Annotated in this window: 22 protein-coding genes; 16 read left to right on the plus strand and 6 right to left on the minus strand. The window is 59.5% G+C overall.

Annotation, left to right across the window (positions count from 1 at the left end):
- The first annotated feature begins 80 nt into the window (after positions 1-80).
- On the plus strand, positions 81-902 hold the full coding sequence (locus E2N92_RS10095) for a hypothetical protein (protein ID WP_220681046.1): 822 nt from the start codon (positions 81-83) through the stop codon (positions 900-902).
- Positions 903-1603: 701 nt separating this feature from the next.
- Here the strand turns inward: E2N92_RS10095 and E2N92_RS10100 are convergent.
- The gene (locus tag E2N92_RS10100) at positions 1604-2128 is read right to left on the minus strand and encodes a metallophosphoesterase (protein ID WP_343222840.1); all 525 of its coding nucleotides are present in this window, start codon (positions 2126-2128) and stop codon (positions 1604-1606) included.
- Between the two features lie 145 nt (positions 2129-2273).
- On the opposite strand from E2N92_RS10100, the gene E2N92_RS10105 reads away from it, so the two are divergent.
- The 14 genes from E2N92_RS10105 (at position 2274) to hxlB (ending at position 14904) form a co-directional block, all read left to right on the plus strand.
- Entirely contained in the window at positions 2274-3122 is an 849-nt protein-coding gene (locus E2N92_RS10105) for an ABC transporter substrate-binding protein (protein WP_220681048.1), read from the plus strand.
- Positions 3123-3247: 125 nt separating this feature from the next.
- Positions 3248-3925 (plus strand): amino acid ABC transporter permease, encoded by a 678-nt coding sequence (locus E2N92_RS10110; RefSeq protein ID WP_220681049.1) that lies wholly within the window; start codon positions 3248-3250, stop codon positions 3923-3925.
- 4 nt (positions 3926-3929) lie between these two features.
- Entirely contained in the window at positions 3930-4697 is a 768-nt protein-coding gene (locus tag E2N92_RS10115; RefSeq protein WP_220681050.1) for an amino acid ABC transporter ATP-binding protein, read from the plus strand.
- The gene (locus E2N92_RS10120) at positions 4690-5358 is read left to right on the plus strand and encodes an amino acid ABC transporter permease (RefSeq protein WP_220681051.1); all 669 of its coding nucleotides are present in this window, start codon (positions 4690-4692) and stop codon (positions 5356-5358) included. The genes E2N92_RS10115 and E2N92_RS10120 overlap by 8 nt, the downstream gene beginning before the upstream one ends.
- Positions 5359-6140: 782 nt before the next feature.
- Positions 6141-7607, plus strand: coding sequence for a sodium-dependent transporter (locus E2N92_RS10125; RefSeq protein ID WP_220681052.1), 1467 nt, complete (start codon positions 6141-6143; stop codon positions 7605-7607).
- A 505-nt stretch (positions 7608-8112) separates the two neighbouring features.
- Positions 8113-8916, plus strand: coding sequence for an ABC transporter substrate-binding protein (locus E2N92_RS10130; protein WP_220681053.1), 804 nt, complete (start codon positions 8113-8115; stop codon positions 8914-8916).
- 150 nt (positions 8917-9066) lie between these two features.
- Positions 9067-9741: an amino acid ABC transporter permease gene (locus tag E2N92_RS10135; protein WP_220681054.1), complete on the plus strand. Its 675-nt coding sequence runs from the start codon at positions 9067-9069 to the stop codon at positions 9739-9741.
- Positions 9742-9745: 4 nt separating this feature from the next.
- Positions 9746-10501, plus strand: coding sequence for an amino acid ABC transporter ATP-binding protein (locus tag E2N92_RS10140; RefSeq protein WP_220681055.1), 756 nt, complete (start codon positions 9746-9748; stop codon positions 10499-10501).
- Between the two features lie 12 nt (positions 10502-10513).
- Positions 10514-11173: an amino acid ABC transporter permease gene (locus tag E2N92_RS10145; RefSeq protein ID WP_220681056.1), complete on the plus strand. Its 660-nt coding sequence runs from the start codon at positions 10514-10516 to the stop codon at positions 11171-11173.
- 853 nt (positions 11174-12026) lie between these two features.
- Positions 12027-12269, plus strand: coding sequence for a sulfurtransferase TusA family protein (locus E2N92_RS10150; protein ID WP_220681057.1), 243 nt, complete (start codon positions 12027-12029; stop codon positions 12267-12269).
- Positions 12270-12278: 9 nt separating this feature from the next.
- On the plus strand, positions 12279-12638 hold the full coding sequence (locus E2N92_RS10155) for a DsrE family protein (protein WP_220681058.1): 360 nt from the start codon (positions 12279-12281) through the stop codon (positions 12636-12638).
- Between the two features lie 15 nt (positions 12639-12653).
- Positions 12654-13802 carry a cysteine desulfurase family protein gene (locus tag E2N92_RS10160; protein ID WP_220681059.1) on the plus strand — a complete coding sequence of 383 codons (1149 nt, stop codon included), beginning with the start codon at positions 12654-12656 and terminating at the stop codon, positions 13800-13802.
- Between the two features lie 16 nt (positions 13803-13818).
- Complete coding sequence (nifU, locus tag E2N92_RS10165; protein WP_220681060.1) at positions 13819-14232, plus strand: Fe-S cluster assembly scaffold protein NifU; 414 nt, start codon at positions 13819-13821, stop codon at positions 14230-14232.
- A gap of 54 nt (positions 14233-14286) precedes the next feature.
- Complete coding sequence (gene hxlB / locus E2N92_RS10170) at positions 14287-14904, plus strand: 6-phospho-3-hexuloisomerase (RefSeq protein ID WP_220681061.1); 618 nt, start codon at positions 14287-14289, stop codon at positions 14902-14904.
- A 901-nt stretch (positions 14905-15805) separates the two neighbouring features.
- Here the strand turns inward: hxlB and E2N92_RS10175 are convergent.
- Positions 15806-16132, minus strand: a complete 327-nt coding sequence (locus E2N92_RS10175) for a hypothetical protein (protein WP_220681062.1) — start codon at positions 16130-16132, stop codon at positions 15806-15808.
- A gap of 526 nt (positions 16133-16658) precedes the next feature.
- Positions 16659-16958 (minus strand): DUF3795 domain-containing protein, encoded by a 300-nt coding sequence (locus tag E2N92_RS10180; RefSeq protein WP_220681063.1) that lies wholly within the window; start codon positions 16956-16958, stop codon positions 16659-16661.
- Between the two features lie 526 nt (positions 16959-17484).
- On the opposite strand from E2N92_RS10180, the gene E2N92_RS10185 reads away from it, so the two are divergent.
- Positions 17485-17769 (plus strand): hypothetical protein, encoded by a 285-nt coding sequence (locus E2N92_RS10185; protein ID WP_220681064.1) that lies wholly within the window; start codon positions 17485-17487, stop codon positions 17767-17769.
- A 106-nt stretch (positions 17770-17875) separates the two neighbouring features.
- Here the strand turns inward: E2N92_RS10185 and E2N92_RS10190 are convergent, their stop codons facing one another.
- The 3 genes from E2N92_RS10190 to E2N92_RS10200 all read right to left on the minus strand — a co-directional run bounded on the left by E2N92_RS10190 (position 17876) and on the right by E2N92_RS10200 (position 19884).
- The gene (locus E2N92_RS10190; RefSeq protein WP_220681065.1) at positions 17876-18661 is read right to left on the minus strand and encodes a hypothetical protein; all 786 of its coding nucleotides are present in this window, start codon (positions 18659-18661) and stop codon (positions 17876-17878) included.
- A gap of 102 nt (positions 18662-18763) precedes the next feature.
- Positions 18764-19027, minus strand: coding sequence for a pro-sigmaK processing inhibitor BofA family protein (locus E2N92_RS10195; protein ID WP_220681066.1), 264 nt, complete (start codon positions 19025-19027; stop codon positions 18764-18766).
- A 41-nt stretch (positions 19028-19068) separates the two neighbouring features.
- On the minus strand, positions 19069-19884 hold the full coding sequence (locus tag E2N92_RS10200; protein ID WP_220681067.1) for a hypothetical protein: 816 nt from the start codon (positions 19882-19884) through the stop codon (positions 19069-19071).
- Between the last annotated feature and the right edge of the window lie 39 nt (positions 19885-19923).

Below are 19923 nucleotides of genomic sequence, written 5' to 3' on the forward strand. Positions count from 1 at the left end.
ATTCTCCCTGATGATGAATGACCATCGATCTCTCCGGTTCCGGGATACGCTCCGGTCGGAGGAGGAATGGTGAAAATATCATGTATAAGAAAATTCTTCTTGCCATGGCTCTGTGTCTCCTCTGTTCTGTGCCTGCCGCGTCGGCAGTGCTCCTCGAGGTCACGGAGAAAGGTACGATCACAGCACTTGATGTCGAGAATGGTACGATGACCATTCTGCCTGATGCGAGGTACGAGTGCAATTATTCGGTGACGCCGCCGTGCGGATGGGCCGCGATGAACGAGAGTGCCGAGGTCAACGGCACGGTCCCTGACCCGGCCGTCTTCTCGGTCTTCGAGGTCGGCGATGCCGTCGAGGTCACCTCGGTCGGCGGCGAGGGCGGTCGCTGGATCGCCGTCGGGAAACTGACGCCCTCGGAGGGAACCTGGTATGCGACCGATATCGTCGGCGACCCGGCCACCCTGCCGGCCCCGCTTCTCGGCAACTACACGCTCACCTACGAAGCGGTCCCTGACTGCGCCAACTGCACCGGTTCGGTCTGCCCGGCCGTCGAGATGAACGTTACCGTCCTGAGCGAAGGGATGAAGGTCTTTGAAGATGTCCTCAAGCCCGGTGAAAACCTCACGTACAACGGAAGAAACGACAACTCGAGTGTTTCGATCACCTTTATCCGGGGAGAGGCCCTCTCATCCGCCTGTCCCGGCCAACCCGTTGTAGCCGGCCCACAACCGATCTCGGTTTTCCTGGTCCATGTGAACCCACCGATCGGTTTCGAGCCTGAGGAGACCGCGGTCCCGACGACGACCGTCACCACCACGACCGTCCCGACCTCTTCAGGCGGACTGCTGGTGCCGCTGGCCGCGGGTCTTCTCGGGTGTGCCGCTGCCATCAGGCGGCGCTGATCTTTTTTTTGGTTTTGTGGAAATCCTCACATTTCAGGGTGTGAACACGACGCAATCGCCTCCTTCTATGTTTGTGCCGGGGGCTTTGCCCGCGGACCCCAGGGATGGCGATGGAGATAGGAAGGCAGAGCGAAGAAGATGAGGATGAGATGCAATCCCCCGCCAATCTTCATCGGTGGGGGGTCCGGGGTGCGACGCCCCCCTGGTGAAGGATATGGTCAGAATGCCTGGAGGGAAGCACTTCGGTTGGAGGAGATGTTCAACCCCGGAGAGTTTTGAGATCTGCTCGTGTGGAAGGATCTTCGATCTCTTTCCTCGAACAGGGCGGCGTATGGAGATATCACTCAATCGCCGCACCTCCCCCGTCGCCGCGACCACGAAGATAGAACCAGGACGGGAGGGAGTTGATCGCTTTTCAGGGGATCACGCCACCCCGTGCCGTCCCCGTCCTATCCTCTCGCGAGACGGCAGAACAAACGAAGTGATGAGGAGGGGCGGCACGTTCGATCGTCACGCTTCCCCCTCGTCGCGACCCCGGAGATAGAAGCGCCCGACTCTTCTTGTCACGAAAGTGCAGCAGAGAGGAACACTGCCTCGTGCCGTCTCCCGTCGAGGAGAACGATCCAGAGGATATCTCCAGAGCCGATCTTCGAGCGTTCGGTCCTCCGGGGAGATGCATCGGTCTGGAATAAATCCATTGATCACAGCCTGATCAGGTGCACCTCTTTCGTCCCGGTCTCCAGGACGGCGAGAGTCGGTGTGCCGGTGAGATATCCACAGGTCTCGCCCGGGTTGATCATCAGCGTCCTCCCATGCCGACCGATGAGGGGATGGTGGGTGTGGCCGGAGACAAGGACGTCGAGGTCGCCGCGCTCCATGAGCGAGGTGAGCAGGGCGGTGTCATGACCATGGACAAGCCCGATGGAGAGGTCTCCGACGCTGGTCCTGGCGCAGTCGCCGCGCAGGTCGACGTTGCCACCATCCAGTGCGGTTTTTCTGAGTGCTTCCCGGTCACCGTCATTGTTCCCGAATACGCCGATCACCGGCGCCTCCAGTCTTTCAAGGGCCTTCATGGTGAAAGGGGCGACATAATCGCCGGTGTGGAGGACCAGCCCGACGCCCTCCCTGTTCAACACCTCGACCGCCCGTTCCACCAGGGGGAGACAGTCATGAGTATCTGCCATGATACCGATGCGCATAGATCCCTGATGGGTGCCGACCGCCATAGCGCTTTTGCCATGCGAGGGGGCGGTGGCACTCCCTCTCCCGGCCGATCAGAACTCCTTAACTTACGCTCATTTCGGTTAACCTGCGCCCGTGGACGTTCCCATTTCACAAGGGCTATATATTGTCGTGGGCCGATCATATTTTATGGACAAAAGGATCCTGACCGCTTTTGTTGCAGCGATCGTCGTTCTGGCGGTTGCTCTCTGCGGATGCACCGGTACTTCCCCCGATGTGCCGGAACCCACTCCTGCAGTCACCCCTGCTGCTGAGACGAACGCCACTGAGACCACCCCTGCTGCTCAGACCGGCGAGAAGACCAAGTACATCGTGGGCATCGACGGCGACTATCCGCCGTACTCCTCGATGACCCTTGATGGAAAGCCCACCGGCTTTGATGTCGAGTCGATCCAGTGGATCGCCGACGAGATGGGCTTTGAAGTCGAGATCAAACCCATGGCCTGGGACGGCATCATCCCCGCGCTCCAGCAGGGCAAGATCGACATGGTCTACTCGGGCATGACCATCTCCCCCGAACGCCTCGAGAAGGTGAACTTCTCCAAGCCCTACTGGATCGTCAACCAGGCTGTCGCTGTCCGTGAGGGCTCCGACCTCACCATCGAGGACGTCAAGGAGGGCAAGGTCGTGATGGGTGTCCAGCGCGGCTGCACCGCCCACACCTGGATCGACCAGCACCTCGTCGAGACCGGGAAGCTCTCCGAAGACAACCGCAAGCTCTACAAGAACGTCCAGCTCGCCCTGACCGACCTCCAGAACAAGCGGGTCGACGCGGTGATGTACGACGTCCCGGTGATCAAGGAATCCATCCAGGGCAAGCCCCTGGTGATGCTCGGTGAGATCCAGACCGATGAGGAGTACGGCGTGGCCGTCCGCAAGGAGGACAACGAGCTGCGTGCCACCATCAACGAGGGCCTGGACAAACTGATGAACTCCCCGAAGTGGGACGAACTCAAGCAGAAGTACGAGATGGAGTAAGCGCCTCCCTTGCGCTTCTTCATCCCCTCTACCTTTTTCAATGATGGTGCTCAATTCTTATCAAACGTGATTCGAGCCCCCATGTTTCGGACTGGACGGGGTTCCCTGCGGTGTGGTGAGTGCAGGTGACCGGTGTCCTTGAGGTGATCGCCCAGTCGCTCCCCTATCTTGTAGAAGGGATAGTGGTCACGCTCGTCCTCGTCCTTGCCGCTCTCGGCCTGGGCCTCCTGATGGGGCTGCCGATGGCCGTCGCCCATGTCTATGGGTCCAGGGCGGTCAAAGGGCTTATATCGGTCTATGTCTGGTTTTTCAGGGCGCTTCCGAACCTGGTGCTGCTCTTTCTCTTCTTCTTCGGAGTCTTCCCGCTCATCGGTCTTGGAGACGTCTCGCCCTTCGTGGTGGCCATCATCGTCCTGGGACTGAGATCAGGGGCCTACCAGTCGCAGATCTTCCGCGGTGCGATCCAGTCGCTGGGAGAGGGGCAGATGACCGCCGCCAGGTCGCTCGGGATGAGCAGGGGGCAGGCGATCAAGAGCATTATCCTGCCGCAGGCGGCGAGGATCGCCCTGCCCGGGTGGTCGAACGAGTACCCGATCCTCCTCACCGACTCGGCGGTCTGCTATGCGATCGGGGTGATGGAGATCCTGTTCCGGGCCGACCAGATCGTCTCGGTGACCTACGAGCCGATGACCGTCTATGTCGGGGCGGCGGTCGTGTACATCCTTCTCAACTATGGCGGGATGTGGCTCTTCGGCAGGGTTGAGAAGAAGATCAGCATCCCGGGATTCGGAAAAGGAGCATAAAAATATGGGTTCAGAGGATTGCATCCTCCGGGTCGAGGATATTCATAAGAAGTATGGTGAGCGGGAGGTGCTCCGCGGTGTCTCCTTCGAGGTGAAGAAAGGGGAGACGATCGTCTTCATCGGTCCTTCCGGGACCGGGAAGAGCACGCTGCTGCGGTGCATCAACCAGTTGACCGAGCCCGACGCGGGGCGGGTGTTCCTGCACGGGGAGGAGGTGACGCACTCCGGTGCACGGATCAACTATTTCCGGCAGAAGATCGGGATGGTCTTCCAGAACTTCTACCTCTTCGACCACCTGACGGCGCTCAAAAACGTGGAGATCGCGCTGCTGAAGGTGAAGAAGATGGACCCTGCTGCGGCGCGTGAGAAGGCGCTTGCGGAACTGCGTCGTGTCGGGATGGAGGACTGGGCGGAGAACTATCCTGCCGAACTCTCGGGCGGTCAGGCGCAGCGCGTCTCGATCGCGCGTGCGCTGGCGATGGACCCGGACGTGATCCTCTTCGACGAACCGACCTCCGCCCTCGACCCCGAACTGACCCGTGAGGTGCTCGAGGTGATGAAGGCGCTCGCCCGGCAGGGCATGACGATGCTGGTGGTGACGCACGAGATGAGTTTTGCCCGCTCGGTTGCGAACAAGATCGTCTTCATGGAGCACGGCAAGGTCCAGGAGCAGGGATCCCCCGACGAACTCATGACCAGTCCGGCGTTCGTCCGCACACGCGAGTTCGTCGGATCATTCACCGAATCATTGACTGGAACGCAGGATGACTGAAGCAGATTTTTTCCTTGAGACCCTCCTCCCCGCCCTCCTGAGCGGGACGATCATCTCCCTGCAGTTGATCGTCCTCTCGGCCCCCTTCGGGTTCCTGTTAGGCACCGGCATCGCCGTCGGCCGGACCTACGGCGGGAGGCTTCTCTCGTTCCTCTGCAAACTCTATGTCATCTTCTTCAAGGGGACGCCCCTCCTCCTCCTCCTCTTCATCCTGTACTTCGGCCTGCCGTCGATCGGGATCGTCTTCGAACCCTTTGTTGCGGCCGTGATCGGTTTTGTCCTCTGTAATGGGGCCTACAACTCCGAATATATCAGGGGTGCCCTTCTCTCGGTGAAGGAAGGGCAGATCACCGCGGCCCAGGCGCTCGGGATGACGCGTCTCCAGGCGATCAGGAGCATCGTCCTCCCGCAGGCGCTCCGCCGGGCGATCCCCGGGGTCTCAAACGAGTTCATCTATCTCATCAAGTACTCGTCCCTCGCCTACCTCATCACGGTACCCGAACTGACCGGTGCGGGCGCCGACATAGCGTCCAAATATTTCGTATTCTTCGAGGCATTCGCCATGGTCGGGGTATTCTATCTCATCATGGTCACCGGGGCCACCATCGCCGTCAACTGGCTGGAGAAGCGGACCGCCATCCCGGGCATGGTCACGTCCTGAGAATATCCGGCGCTCTCTCCCAATTTTCGGCCAGAATGGGCCAATTATACAACTCTAACTATAATTCTGAAGGGACCGGGGTATACCCCGTAAATCCAGATTGATCTGCTCTTCTGAGAGAATTCAATGATAATTTGTGACCAAATCATTAATCTGAACTCTCAGGAAACGTTTTTTCAGTATTATGGCAGAAGATCAGCGTTGGAGTTCTCGAAAAATGGCTTTGTAGAAATCATCTTGATGGTTCTCTTCGACGGGGGGCTTGCCGCCCCCCGAACCCCCCGCGCGAAGATAGGCGGGGAACTGAAACCCCCTTTTCATGGTCATTTCTCCACCTTCCCGAACCTATCTTCATCATGGGGGTCCGGGGGCGGAGCCCCCGGCGTGAACATGAGGGAAGGCGATGGATTCAATTCACAGGGGGGTTGAGATGATGAAAAGAGGATGGTTTACCATGAAAATGATCCCGACTATCCTCTCTTCAGGTTTGCATGAGAGTTTGAACTCGTCATATCCCGTTGAAGCCGATACACGGAGGATAGAAAATTCCTCTGATGGATCGGGCGTCCCAAATCGTCAAATCTTTCCCGCAATCTCGCGCCGGGGGGAACCCCCCGGACCCCCACGACGAGGATAGCCGGGGGACGGCGATGAAACCAGATCTTTCAAAGGTCCTGTCGCGAGGATTGGGGTCCCGCCCACACGCCGTAGCGCAGCTCAGAAAATTTTCATCCCGTATGCTTGAGCCCGGGGTTCATGCCCGATTCTACAGAGCCCGAAAAATGTTCATTCTCACCGTTGTCAGTTCGGCGATCGGCCTGGGAAACCTCTGGCGTTTCCCGTACGTTGCGTATGAGAACGGTGGCGGTGCGTTCCTCATTCCCTACCTGCTTGCGCTGTTTACCGTCGGTATCCCTCTCCTCATCCTGGAAACCGGGGTCGGGTATAAGACCCGTTCTGGTCCGCCGCTGGCATTCAAACGTCTCCTGGGCAGAGGGTACAGTGTGATCGGATGGGCCGCCGTCCTGGTTGCGTTCCTGATCGTCACGTACTATTCGGTGATCGTGGCATGGAGTTTTGACTATCTGGGCTTTTCCTTCAGTCTTGCCTGGGGCAGTGACCCGAGTGCGTTCTTCTACGACGACTTTCTCCAGCTCTCTGACGGGTTCTTCTCCATCAGCGGCCTGAACCTGATGGTCCTTGCCGGTGCAATTCTCGCCTGGATCTGGATCTATCTCTCCATCTTCAAGGGCGTCAGGTCGGTCGAGAAGATGGTCTGGGTCACCGTCGTCGTCCCCTGGCTGTTGATCATCATCTTCGTGCTCAGGGGGATTACCCTGCCGGGCGCGATGGACGGGCTTGCCTACTATCTGACCCCCAACTTCTCGGCCCTCCTGGATCCCGGTGTCTGGATCGCCGCCTACGGCCAGGTCTTCTACTCGATGTCGATCGGGATGGCGATCATCATCGCCTACTCCCGGTTCCTCGGCGAGAAGTCCGATGTGGTGAAGAACGCGGTGTTCATCGCCATCGCCGACTGTTTCACCTCGATCTTTGCCGGTATCGCGGTCTTCTCCACCCTTGGCTATCTTGCCTTCACTCACGGCGTCTCGGTGACCGAAGTGGTCAGGGGCGGGATCGAACTGGCGTTCGTGACCTATCCTGCGGTTATCAGTGCGCTCCCGGTCCTTCCCCAACTCTTCGGCGTCCTCTTCTTTGCGATGCTCATCACCCTCGGGGTCGGTTCGGCCTTCTCCCTGGTGCAGGCGGTGAGCGCCAGTCTTACTGATTACGTCCGGGCCGAACGCTGGGTTCTCACCGGTGCGATCTGCATCGCCGCCTTTGCTGTCAGTCTCATTTATATGACCGATGCCGGTATCCTCTGGCTTGATATCATCGACCACTATGTCAACAACTTCCTGATCCTCCTGGTCGGGTTTGCCGAGGCGGCCGTTATCGGTTATGTCTATGGCGCTCCGAAGCTGCGCGAGTTCGTCAACCGGTTCTCTGACTGGAAGGTCGGGCGCTGGTGGGACGTCTGTATCTGGGTCGTCATCCCCCTCTTCCTGGGCCTGGCCCTGATCATCAACGTCATCGACGGGATCGCCGATCCCTATGGCGACTACCCGCTCGCGGCCAACCTGCTCGGGTGGGCCGAGGTCGTCGTCCTCCCGCTTGTTGCGGTGGTCCTCGCCTTTGTCTACCGGAACCATGAAGGCGTAGACGTGGACGAACAGGCCTCTGAATAATTTTTTTATTTCAGGGCCCTGTAGAAATCATTTCTGTTGAATCGGGCATGAGCCCGGGGTCCATGGTGAATTACCATGAAGATGATCCCGGAGATCGGTTCTGTAGTGGTGAATGAAGATTTTTCCACGCCGCACTCCCGCACGGATTTGAAACATAGAAGACACGCAGATTCTTTCCCGCCGTATCGCGCCGGGGGTTTCACGCCCGGACCCCCACGACGAAGAGGGGCGGGGCGGCGGTGGATTGAGGTCTCCACCGATTTTTCTGTCTGAATATGGGAGATCAAACGACGAGCAATGTTCCTCGCGTATGCTTGAGCCTCAGGCTCATGCCCAATTCTACACAGCCTGATCCGGATGAATGATCATGGGCGCTCCTGGCCTATGCATGGTTCGAAACAGCCATTGTATCTCTATTCATCCGAAGATCCTGGTCTTTTCTTTCCTGGCTCTCCGTTTCACAATTCATAAAAGATATATCAGGGCCGACCCAAATTTTCTATGAATGAACATGAAGTTGGGTGGTGGTCTGCTGGTCCTCATACTTGCCTTTGCAGTCTGCTTTGCAGGGTGTACAGGGAGCGAGGCCCCGGCCGACCAGGGTCAGGACGCTGGCGGCTCCGACAATGTCCCCACGTACATTGTCGGTGTCGACTCAGCATATCCTCCATATGCCTATATGGAGAAGGACGGAACGATCACCGGGCTTGACGTCGAGTCGATCCAGTGGATCGCCGAGAAGAAAGGTTTCAAGGTCGAGATCAAAGGCATGGACTGGGACGGCATCATCCCCGCGCTCCAGCAGGGCAAGATCGATATGGTCTACTCAGGCATGACCATCACGCCGGAGCGTCTCGAGAAGGTGAACTTCTCCGTGCCGTATCTGACGATCAACCAGTCCTTTGCCGTCCATGATGACTCCGGACTTACGATGGACGACATCATGGCGGGCAAGGCCGTGATCGGCGCCCAGCGTGGGACGACCGGTGCGTACTGGGTGGAGCAGAACCTCATCGAGAAAGGCATCATACCCAAGGAGAACCTGAAGTACTTTGACAGCTTCCCGATCGCCGTCACTGCCCTGAACAACCGGCAGGTCGATGCGACGATCTACGACAAGCCCCCGCATATGAACTCGATCCAGGGTCTGCCTCTCCATATCGTAGGTGAGATCTACACCGGCGAGAACTATGGTGTGGCTATCCGCAAGGAGGATAACAAACTCCTCGCGACCGTCAACGAAGGTCTGGGCGAATTGATGGCCTCCCCGACGTGGGAGGAGCTTCTCAAGAAGTACGAGATGCTCTGAGCGGCCGCTCTGTTCCGGATGCTTTGCATCTGGCTGGGTAAGGGGTTAAACCCCAAACCTTTTCTGAAATGCAGGATAACCATGAAATACTGTATTCCTGGTGAACACATAGAATGTGGCCGCTCCTTTGTGTGGCCATAGGGACTGAACATGGATGTTATAACTATCCTGGTGGACTGGTTCCCGTATCTCTTTGAAGGAATCGTCCAGACCCTTGCTCTGGTGCTTGCCTCCCTCAGTCTGGGGCTGCTCTTCGGCCTCCCTATGGCGCTCGGCCAGATCTATGGGAGTCGGGTTCTCCAGAGTGTCATATCGGTATATGTCTGGTTTTTTAGAGGTCTGCCGGTCCTCGTGCTCCTGTTCCTCTTCTTCTTCGGGATATTCCCCACCTTGAACCTCGACATCTCGCCGTTCCTCGTCGCTGTCGTCGTGCTGGGACTGAGGGGGGCGGCGTACCAGTCTCAGATCTTCCGTGGCGCCATCCTCTCGATCAGCGAGGGGCAGATGATCGCCGCCCGGTCGCTCGGGATGACCCGGATGCAGGCGATCCGGAGCATCATTCTCCCGCAGGCGGTACGGATCGCTCTGCCGGGATGGTCGAACGAATACCCGACGGTGCTGACCGATACTTCGGTCTGTTATGCGATCGGCGTGGCCGAGATCCTGACACGGACGACGCATATTGTGGCTCAGACCTATATCGCGATGCCGATCTATCTGGCTGCCGCCGGGATCTATATTCTCCTCAACTATGCAGGGATGAAGGGACTGCACATTCTGGAGAAGAGGATCAGTATCCCTGGATTTGGACAGGGAGGTGTGTGAAGAGATGAGTTCAGAGGATTGCATCCTCCGGGTCGAGGATATTCATAAGAAGTATGGTGAGCGGGAGGTGCTCCGCGGTGTCTCCTTCGAGGTGAAGAAAGGGGAGACGATCGTCTTCATCGGTCCTTCCGGGACCGGGAAGAGCACGCTGCTGCGGTGCATCAACCAGTTGACCGAACCGGATGCAGGACGGGTGTACCTGCACGGTGAAGAGGTGACGCACTCCGGTGCACGGATCAACTATTTCCGTCAGAAGATCGGGATGGTCTTCCAGAACTTCTACCTCTTCGATCACCTGACGGCGCTCCGAAACGTTGAGATCGCGCTGTTGAAGGTGAAGAAGATGGACCCCGCCGCCGCCCGCGAGAAAGCGCTTGCGGAACTGCGTCGTGTCGGGATGGAGGACTGGGCGGAGAACTATCCTGCCGAACTCTCGGGCGGTCAGGCGCAGCGCGTCTCGATCGCGCGTGCGCTGGCGATGGACCCGGACGTGATCCTCTTCGACGAACCGACCTCCGCCCTCGATCCCGAACTGACCCGTGAGGTGCTCGAGGTGATGAAGGCGCTCGCCCGGCAGGGCATGACGATGCTGGTGGTGACGCACGAGATGAGTTTTGCCCGCTCGGTTGCGAACAAGATCGTCTTCATGGAGCACGGCAAGGTCCAGGAGCAGGGATCCCCCGACGACCTCATGACCAGTCCGACCTTCACCCGCACACGCGAGTTCATCGGATCGTTCCAGGACTTCGACGAAGACTGACGTGGCGAGACGATGGACGATATAGTATTCCTGACGACAGTTCTCCTCCCCGCCCTCTGGGAGGGTGTCCTGGTCACCCTCCTCCTCATTGCAGCGGCGGCTCCGTTCGGTTTTCTTCTGGGAATCGGTCTTGCGGTCGGCAGGACCTATGGGGACCGGTGGGTCTCGTTCCCCTGCAAGGCCTTTGTCACCTTTGTCAAGGGGACGCCCCTCCTCCTCCTGCTCTTTATCCTGTACTTCGGGATGCCGTCGATCGGGATCAGGTTCCCGTCGGCCGAGTGGGCGGCGGTGGTCGGTTTTATCTTCTGTAATGGGGCATACAGCTCCGAGTACATCAGAGGTGCGCTCCTCTCGGTGAAGGAAGGGCAGATGACCGCGTCCCAGGCACTCGGGATGACCCGCTCCCAGGGGATCCGCTACATCGTCCTCCCGCAGGCGCTCCGCCGTGCCATTCCCGGACTGACCAACGAGTTCATCTATCTCATCAAATACTCCTCGCTTGCCTACATGATCACGGTCATCGAACTGACCGGTGCGGGCAAACTGGTGGCGACAAAGTACTTCACCTTCAACGAGACCTTCATCGTGGTCGGTATCGTCTATCTCTTCCTGGTCACGGTCACCACCCTGGTCGCGAACAGGCTCGAGAAGAAGTACGCCGTCCCGGTGTGAGACTCCCACTATCTTTTTTCAGAGCGGCCTCTGTCAGGCGCGGAGGATCGGGTTCACGTCTTTTTCACCGGGGCGGAGGATCTCATGAGACGGCGGGAATATTCGGTGATGGGGAGCGGCATGGTCGATCATCACGCCGTCCTGTCGTCATGACCCCGGGGATAGAACCCGGACGGGAGAAGGTCGATCTTTGTTGCCGTCCCCCGCTCTATCCTCTCGCGAAACGGCAGGAAAGATCAGATGATGAGGGGACGGCATGGTTTGATCATGACGCTGTCCTGTTTTCATGACCCCGAGGATTGAACCGGACGGGGAAGGTCAATCTTTGTTGCCGTCCCCCGCCCTATCCTCTCGCGAAACGGCAGGAAAGATCAGATGATGAGGGGACGGCATGGTTTGATCATGACGCTGTCCTGTTTTCATGACCCCAAAGATAGACCCGGGACGGGAGAGGGCTGATCTTTTTTCGGAGGGATCACGCGCCTCATGCCGTCTCCCGCCCTATCTTCTCGCGAGATGGCAGGACAGTTCGTGCGAGAGGGGACGGTATACCCGGGACAGGAGAGATCCGGCGATGGGAGGCGGCGACATCTCAGATCATCGCACCCTCCACCACTCACACCGGGTGCGTTGCCCCCTGAACCCTGGCATGAAGAGAGGAGCGAGATTTTCCTGGCTGTGATCCTGATCCTCTCTCTTCCAACAGCCATCCGATCATCACTCCTTCACTCCCTCTGATCCCGCACGCTCCCTTTTGAGTTAGGTTTATCCGCCGCGGCAACCCATGCCCAGCAGACCGGGGGGGCCGGACTGAGATGATTTCAGGGTATGTCTGTTCGAGAGGTGAGTGCGATTGATCGATGAGGAGGTTCCGGCACGGGAACTGGACTGTGTCGGGCTCTTCTGCCCGGAACCGATTGCACGAACGAAAGAGGAGATCGAGAAGGTCGCCGTCGGAGAGGTGTTGAAGGTCGAGGCCGACGACCCGGCGGCTGAAGAGGACATCACCCGCTGGGCGAAGCGGACCGGACACGAGATTGTTCGTTTTGAGAAGGAGGAGGGGATCCTGACCTTCTATATCAGGAGGACGACGTGAGGTGGTGAGATGGCGAAGATACTGTATGTCCAGACGAGCGGACCCGATACGCCGGAACGGCTGTACGCCCCGTTCATCCTCGGGGCGACGGCGGTGAACATGGGGGACGAGGCGGCAATCTTCTTTATGATCAAGGGGGTGATGGTCGTCAAGCAGGGTGAGGCCGAGAAGGTCGGGGTCGGGGCCTTCCCGCCGCTGGCCGAGGTGATGCGGCAGGCGCTCGATGCCGGGGTGAAGGTCTATATCTGCGAGCAGAGCACGCAGCTGCTCGGGATCCCGAGGGGCGAGTTCATCCCCGAGGGAGTGATCGCCGGCGGGGCGACGCTCAACGACCTGGCCCTGGAGGCCGAGGCGGTCCTGACCTTCTAAGGGGGGGTGGAAGCAATGGTCTACCTGGACCACGCGTCGGCGATGCCGGTGGACCCACGTGTCCTTGCCTTTGCCAGGCGGTACCTGGAGGAGGAGTTCGGCAACCCCTCTTCCCTGTATGACCGCGGGCTCTCGGTGCGGCGGGCGGTGGAGGCGGCCAGGGGGCAGGTCGCGGCCCTGATCCGTGCGGCGGACCAGCGGAAGATCGTCTTCACCGGGAGTGCGACCGAGTCGAATAACCTGGCGATCAGAGGGACGGCACTGCGAAACCGGAAGAAGGGGAAGAAGGTTCTTGTCAGTGCGGTCGAGCATATCTCGGTGATGAACCCGGCCAAAGATCTCCAGAAACAGGGGTTTGAACTGGGGTTCATCCCGGTCGACCGCTACGGGACGGTCGACCTGGCCGCCCTGGAGGCAGAACTCACGCCCGAGACCGTTCTGGTCTCGGTGAATTACGCGAACGACGAGATCGGGACGGTCGAACCGATGCGCGAGGTGAGCAGGCTGGTGCATGGGGCGGGGGCGTATCTCCATGTGAACGCCACCGCCGCGGCCGGTCGGGTTTTGATCGATGTGCAGGAGGACGGGATCGATCTCCTGACCCTCTCCGGAAACGACCTGGGCGGGCCGCGGGGCGCGGCGGCGCTGTACGTCGGGCCGGGGGTGAAGGTGCAGTCGGTGATGCCGGGCGGCGGGCAGGAGCGGGGGCTGCGGTCAGGGACCGAGAACGTCTTTGCCATCGCCGGGATGGGCGAGGCGGCGCGGCTTGCGGCAGAGGAGATGGCCGAGGAGATGGCGCGGGAGCAGGCGATCCGCGACCGCCTGATCAGGGAAGTCCTGGAGATCGAGGAGGCGGCGCTCACCGGCCACCCGACCGCCCGCCTCCCGCATCACGCGAGTTTCAGGTTCAGCAGGATCGAGGGGGAGAGCATCCTCCTGAACCTGGACACCTTCTTCGACATCCAGGTGGCGACCGGGTCGGCCTGCTCGTCCAGGACGCTGGAACCCTCCCACGTCCTGCTTGCGATCGGGCTGACCCACGAACAGGCGCATGGCTCGGTGGTGATGACCTTGGGACGGTCGAACACCGTCGCCGACGTGCAGTATGTCGCCGATGCGATGCGTGAGACGGTGGGGCGTCTCAGGGGGATCTCCCCGTTATAATTCAGAGGTGGAAGATATGGAGGACAGGCCACAGATTGGCTACTCGAAGCGGGTCATGGACCACTTCATGAACCCGAGGAACGTGGGCGAGGTCGAGAATGCCGATGGTCTCGGGCTGGTGGGCAACCCGGTCTGCGGCGACCTGATGCAGGTCACCATCAAGGTCGAGGACGACGTGATCACCGATATCAAGTTCAAGACCTTCGGATGCGGCTCTGCGATCGCGACGGCGAGCATGGTCACCGAACTCGCGATGGGCAAGCACCTGGACGAGGCGCTGGCGATCACCCGCCAGGACGTCGCCGACGAACTGGAGGGGCTGCCGCCGGTGAAGATGCACTGTTCCAACCTTGCGGCCGACGCCCTGCACGAAGCGATCGAGGATTATCAGGAGAAAAAGAAGAAGAAAGAGGCTGAGATGGCGGCATGAACCCGTCGGAGCCAGACCGACAGGATGATGTACCGTTATGCTCCAAGTTCCACTATGGTAGAGGAGTGCTACAGCATCGTCGACCTGATGCTCCTGACCTCTGAGAAAGTTGCCGAGACGGCCCGAGGCCTGGACCAGGAGCAGGCGTCGGGTTTCATCGACCACCTCCTTGCGGCGCGCCGGATCTATGTGGTCGGTGCGGGCCGGTCTGGGCTGGTGGCCCGGGCGTTTGCGATGCGGCTCTGCCATCTGGGGGTGGAGGCCTATGTGGTCGGGGAGACGATCACCCCGGCGCTGGGGAAGGGGGACACCCTTGTCGCTTTCTCGGGATCGGGAGAGACGACGTCGGTCGTCGACTTCTGTGAGACAGCCCAGGAACTCGAAGGCCGGATCTGTCTGATTACGGCCACCCCTGATTCGCAGCTCGGGCGCATGGCCGACTGTGTCGTGGACCTGGGCGCCTCGGCCCCACCGATCCAGGTTGATTCGGGGCAGTACGAGGTCCGTCAGCTCACCGGAGAGTATCGGTCGGTCTCTCCGGCGTTTGCTCCGTTCGGGACATTGTACGAGACAGCCGCCCTCATCTTCTCAGACGCTGTCCTCTCGGCCCTGATGGAGTTGAAGCACTGCAGTCTTGAAGAGGTAAAGGGGCGGCTCGCGAATATCCAGTGAGCAGTTCTGGAGAAACGGACGTGAACCCCGGGTTCACGCCTATGTGATGAACATTGGGCTCTGTAGAATCCGGCATGAAGCGAGGACACCCCTCAAACATACCAGAGGAACATTTTCCGTTGTTTGATCGCTCTTTTTCAAGACAGGAGAATCGGTGAGGATCGTGTTTACTCGCCGCCCCCGCCTATCTTCGCGCGGGGTCCGGGGGGCGGCCAACCCCCGCAGAGATGACTGTCTAGAGGAATTACTATGAAAATGATCCTGAAGATCCTATCTTCAGGTGTTCCATAAACGCCTTCAGGACTGATATGCAGATTGCAGATGCATCTCATGAATGATCAGGCCTCTGCCTTCCCGCCCCTATATTCATCACCGGGGTCCGGGGGCAGCGCCCCCGGCGCGTATGATGGAGGAAGGCACGTCGATCCGAGGGGCCGCCCCCTCCCGTCGAATCTTCACCGGTATCTCGCACCGGGGGTTTCACCCCCGGACCCCCACGGACGAAGATAGCCGAGGGGCGGCATGACGCTCGACTTTGATTCGCTCCTCGAACGCACGGATGAGGGTCACGAACCGATCCAGATCTGATCTGATATTTTCATCGCGTATGCTTGAGGCGGGCGCTCGCCTCATGAAAAATTCTACAGAGCTGAAATTCTGGCTCTATAAAATCGGGCATGAGCCTTTTGGGCTCAGGTATACCTGATGAAAATTGCTCTGAGCAGTGCTTCAGGGTGTGGATGGCCTCATTCCTTGCGACAGGGCATCTGGAAGATACGGTGTCCAGCTTCAAAGGCGGAGCAAGGATCCACACACTGATAACCCCCTAGAATTTTCATCCAGTATGCTTGAGACATGCTCTCGACTCATTGATCGATTCTACACGGCCCGATGGGCCGTTTCATTCGGTCCCGTCGTCGGGTCTTCCCTCGATCTTCTCGACTTTATTTCTGATCTCGTCGACCGAGCGCTTCAGGTCGGCGAACTCCCGGTTCATCCCGATCCTCTCGCGGTGACGACGGTCCAGCCATGCCCTGAGCCCGAAGAGAGTATAGACCAGAAGGGTGAAGCCTGCCAGGAGGAGGACGACCACCGAGAGGGCGTGCAGATGGTCCAGGTACCGAGAGATATTGCCGGTGAGTATGTATCCTGCCCCGCCTACCACGAAGAGCCCGCCGGCCGCGGCCCAGGCCGAGAGGACGGCCAGTTTCAGAGGATCTCTGCCCATATGCATATCACCAGACGGTACGGCCGGAGGGGCGCTGAAGAATAGGCTATCCTGGTTAGTGTTTCTCTCGGGTGCTTGATTGGATTATGGTGGGAGGGGTGCTGCACCGCCGGCGGCGTGCCATGTTATTGAGCATGTACCTGCCATGAGCATTATAATTTTTGTATATTTGTGATGGCATATCGGTATTGTATGCATTTTTTTTATTGGGGCTGTTCCTGAGGGTTTGTTCGGTGCTTCTGTCCCCAACGTCGTGAAGGGTGAGAGATGATGGTGACCCTGGAAGTAAAATGATCGTGTCGGTGACTCAGAAAGAAGGACACTTTGAGAAGGGACAGGGGTTGAGGATGAGGAACCGGCGTCTGATACACCGTCGGCACCTTCGAGGGACGATCTCATTGATGGGGCCCCGAAGTTGATACGCAGGGTGACACTGGAGCGTGCCATCATCGGAGTGGTTGGAAAGATGCGGCAGGGCCGCGAATAGGAAGAATGATCCGGTTGGAGTCTGCCGACCCCATAACTTTTATTCTTCTCTCCTCCTGGTGAGGAGCCGGCTCTTCGTCGCGTCGAGGGCGGCGGCGGCCTCTTCATCGGTCATCTCGGGATTCTTGAAACGTGTGAACCGCTCACAAACGAGTTCCGGGCACTGTCCGCAGTGTTCGAGATGCCGCTCCCCCACACAACATCCATAGATCGGGCACTCTTCGGCTCCGACATATGCCGTCCAGAATGGCCTGCCTCGAACCGCTTCGCACCCTCCACATTCCGAAAAATGGTTGCAGTCCGTACAGATCATTCCACAGACCTCGATATTTTGTTCCATCTGATGGCACTCTGACGGGTCGGTATATATTTCTATGCTCTGCGGAGCGTTTGTAAATTTGAGATTAAATGGCTCTGTTGAATCGGGTATGACACTCGGGCTCAAGCATACGTGATGAACATTCTTGTGGGTTTATGGGGTGTGCGTGGATCCGTGCTCCTCCCTCGGAGCGGGACACCAGGTGGGAACACCACTCAACTGCCGCCTTTGCCTGTCCTTGTCGAGGGGGATCAGGGGGGCACTCGCCCCCCCCCGGTGTGAGATTGTGGGAAAAGTTCTACGATTGAGGGCGGCAATGAAGTGGTGATCCCATGTGGTGTTCTGCTCCGAAGAGAGAACAAGGATCCACACACCGGAGACCACCAGGATTTTTCATTCCGTATGCTTGAGGCATGCTTTTCCCTCATGCTCAATTATGCAGAGTCTTGAATTCGGGTTCTATGGGCTCGTCTCTATGGCCCGGCCCGGTGACCGGACTGACGGCCCGGCAAGGGTATTTCCCTCAGGCGCGGAAAAGATCTATTCGATGACTCAGAAAGAAGGACACTTTGAGAAGGGGCGGTGGGTCGAATATGAGGAACCGGCACCCGCAGCACCATCGGCACCCTCGGTGGACGACCTCATCGACGAGGCCTCGAAGTCGGTGCGTCGGGCGGTTGGAGACGTGACCGCACTCGGTCGTCACCTCTTCCTCACCGAGGAGGGACGCGGCCACCTGGAGAAGAAGGCACGGGACGCCGGGTCGGCGCTGGAGCGTGCCGTCAATGAGGTTGCCGAGAAGGCACGGAAGGGCCGCGAAAAGAAGGAATGAACAGGCGGGGCCCTCTCATTCTCATATCCTTTTCTGTTTTGTGTTCGCCGCACCCTGTTCCGTTGTCGCTTCGGGCCACGGAACTGACCGATCGGTATCGTGCCGTCTATTCATCATCGAGGGTCGCCATCGCCCCTTCGATCATCGAGCGTGCCGCCCGGATTTTTGACCTGGCCGTCCTGTACTCGCCGGTGTCGCACGCCTCTTCGGCCTCGGCAAAGAGGCGTTCGGCCCGGTCGGCCCGTGCTCGCACCTTCCTGCCCTTCCCCTTCTGGCCGTCCTCCTCGAGAAGGTCGATCTCCTCGCTGAGCGTCAGCAGGTCCCCGGAGATCTCCTCGAGTTCGGTGCGGATCTCGTCCTCCTCGGCCTCGACCTCGGCCCGCCTCTCTCTGGCGCGTTCGCGGTTCGCCTCCTGCGCCTCGGCTTGGGCATTTTTGATCTCCCAGATCTCGTCTTCCACCTCCTTGACCTTCTCTGCGACGAGGGCGGCGAAGGCGGTCCTGTCCTCTCGTGACTCCTCATATCCGTGGTAGGCCTCGTACGCCCCGCCGGCGGCGGCCCCGCCGAGGGCGTCGGTGATGCTCCCGTCGTCGCGGCGGAGGATGCCGCCGAGGACACTCCCGACGCCGGCGCCGACAAGACCTCCCATCAGGCCGCGGGCGACCTCTTTTTTCTCGCGGATGACGGTGTAGGTGACCTTCACGTCTTTCCCCGACGGCATCACCAGCAGGGTACCCTGCTCGCCGGTTCTTTTGACGCCCATGGTGGCGGTCTGGTCGTTCCGTTTTTCGTCGGTGATCTCGGTTCCTTCAAGGGCGAGATGGGAAACCAGGCGCTCCAAAAAGTCGTCGTACCAGTCGGCCACGCCCTGGCCGTAGTATATGAATGGCATGATAATTGAGTTCTTATTTGCAAAATAAAATATAATGGTATCGGTATATCGCTGGAGGGGTTGTCACTTATCCTTGTGTCCCTGTCCGGGCACTGAAGAGACTCAGAGCGGGATCCCCAGGAGATGGAGGATCACCACGATGATCACGCCGATGATCCCGCCGAGGGCACTGATGAGTACGGTGATGATGTCGATGGGGATGTCGGGCAGTCCGAAGAGGCTCATTACGTTGAAGAGGTTGATCAGGTAGAGGATGACGACGCCGACGACGGCGTTGATCACGAGGGCGATCCCTTTTCTCAGGACAAAGAAGAGGAGCAGCGCTACGAGGAGTGCGAGAAGGATCCCGATGATTGGTCCGAGCATGCCTGTACCTCGGTATGCTGGATAAATAGGTTGCGGTCAACTCACCTGTTTTTTCGTATCATCAGCCAGACCTGCCAGATCCCGGCGGCAAGGACGGCAGCCCAGAGGGGGGCGACCCCTGCAGGGTTCCAGGGGAGAGCAACGAGTGCCGTCGCGAGGGCGAGGGCCTGTGCTGCCCTCACCCTGCCCGGGTCCAGTGGTCCTCCTCCGCCGTCGCCCGAGGACCGGACGGTCGATGAGGCAACGATCGCCCGGAGGAAGAGCACCGTCGCGACGACGATGGTGATGCCGATCGGGAGGGGAGGGGTCGTGATCGCGGTGCCCCGTCCGGCGAAGAAGGCCGTCGCCGCGGCCGCAAGCGCGAGGGCCGCGGCGGGGATGCGGTGGGGGGCGGGCTTCCTCAAGGTTCCGTCGAGGATGAGCGCCGCGGCCGCAATCGGCCCTGCGATGAGAAACCCCTGCCTGAGGGGCCAGAGGGTGAGGATGAGCACGAGCGCGACGTCCGTGGTCGTTGCCGCACGCCCGGTCGTCCGGTTCACGACCCGCAGGAGAAGGAGGAGCCAGAGGAGAGTGATGACGTCGAAGACCGGCAGGACGAGGAGAGCGGCGGCCGTGAGCGCCGCCGCCAGCAGGGCGGAATAGGCATGATCGGGGTCGACCTCCCGCCCGAGGGCCCAGGCGAGAAAGACGGCCAGGCCAGCGGCGGCGCCCGGGATCGTCGACCCGACGATCCCGATGCCGGTGAGGGCCGTCGCCGCCGTTCTGGTGACGAAGACCGCGAGGGAGAAAATGACAATTGCACGGTTTGTCGGATAGGAGAAGTCAAGGGGCCGGGCGATCCCGCTCACAGGCTGCATGGTGGCAGGGTGGCGTGCGTGCAAAAAAGGTTGGTGCCG

Origin of the sequence: Methanofollis formosanus (genome assembly GCF_019633745.1) — an archaeon.
Taxonomy (GTDB): Archaea; Halobacteriota; Methanomicrobia; order Methanomicrobiales; family Methanofollaceae; genus Methanofollis; species Methanofollis formosanus.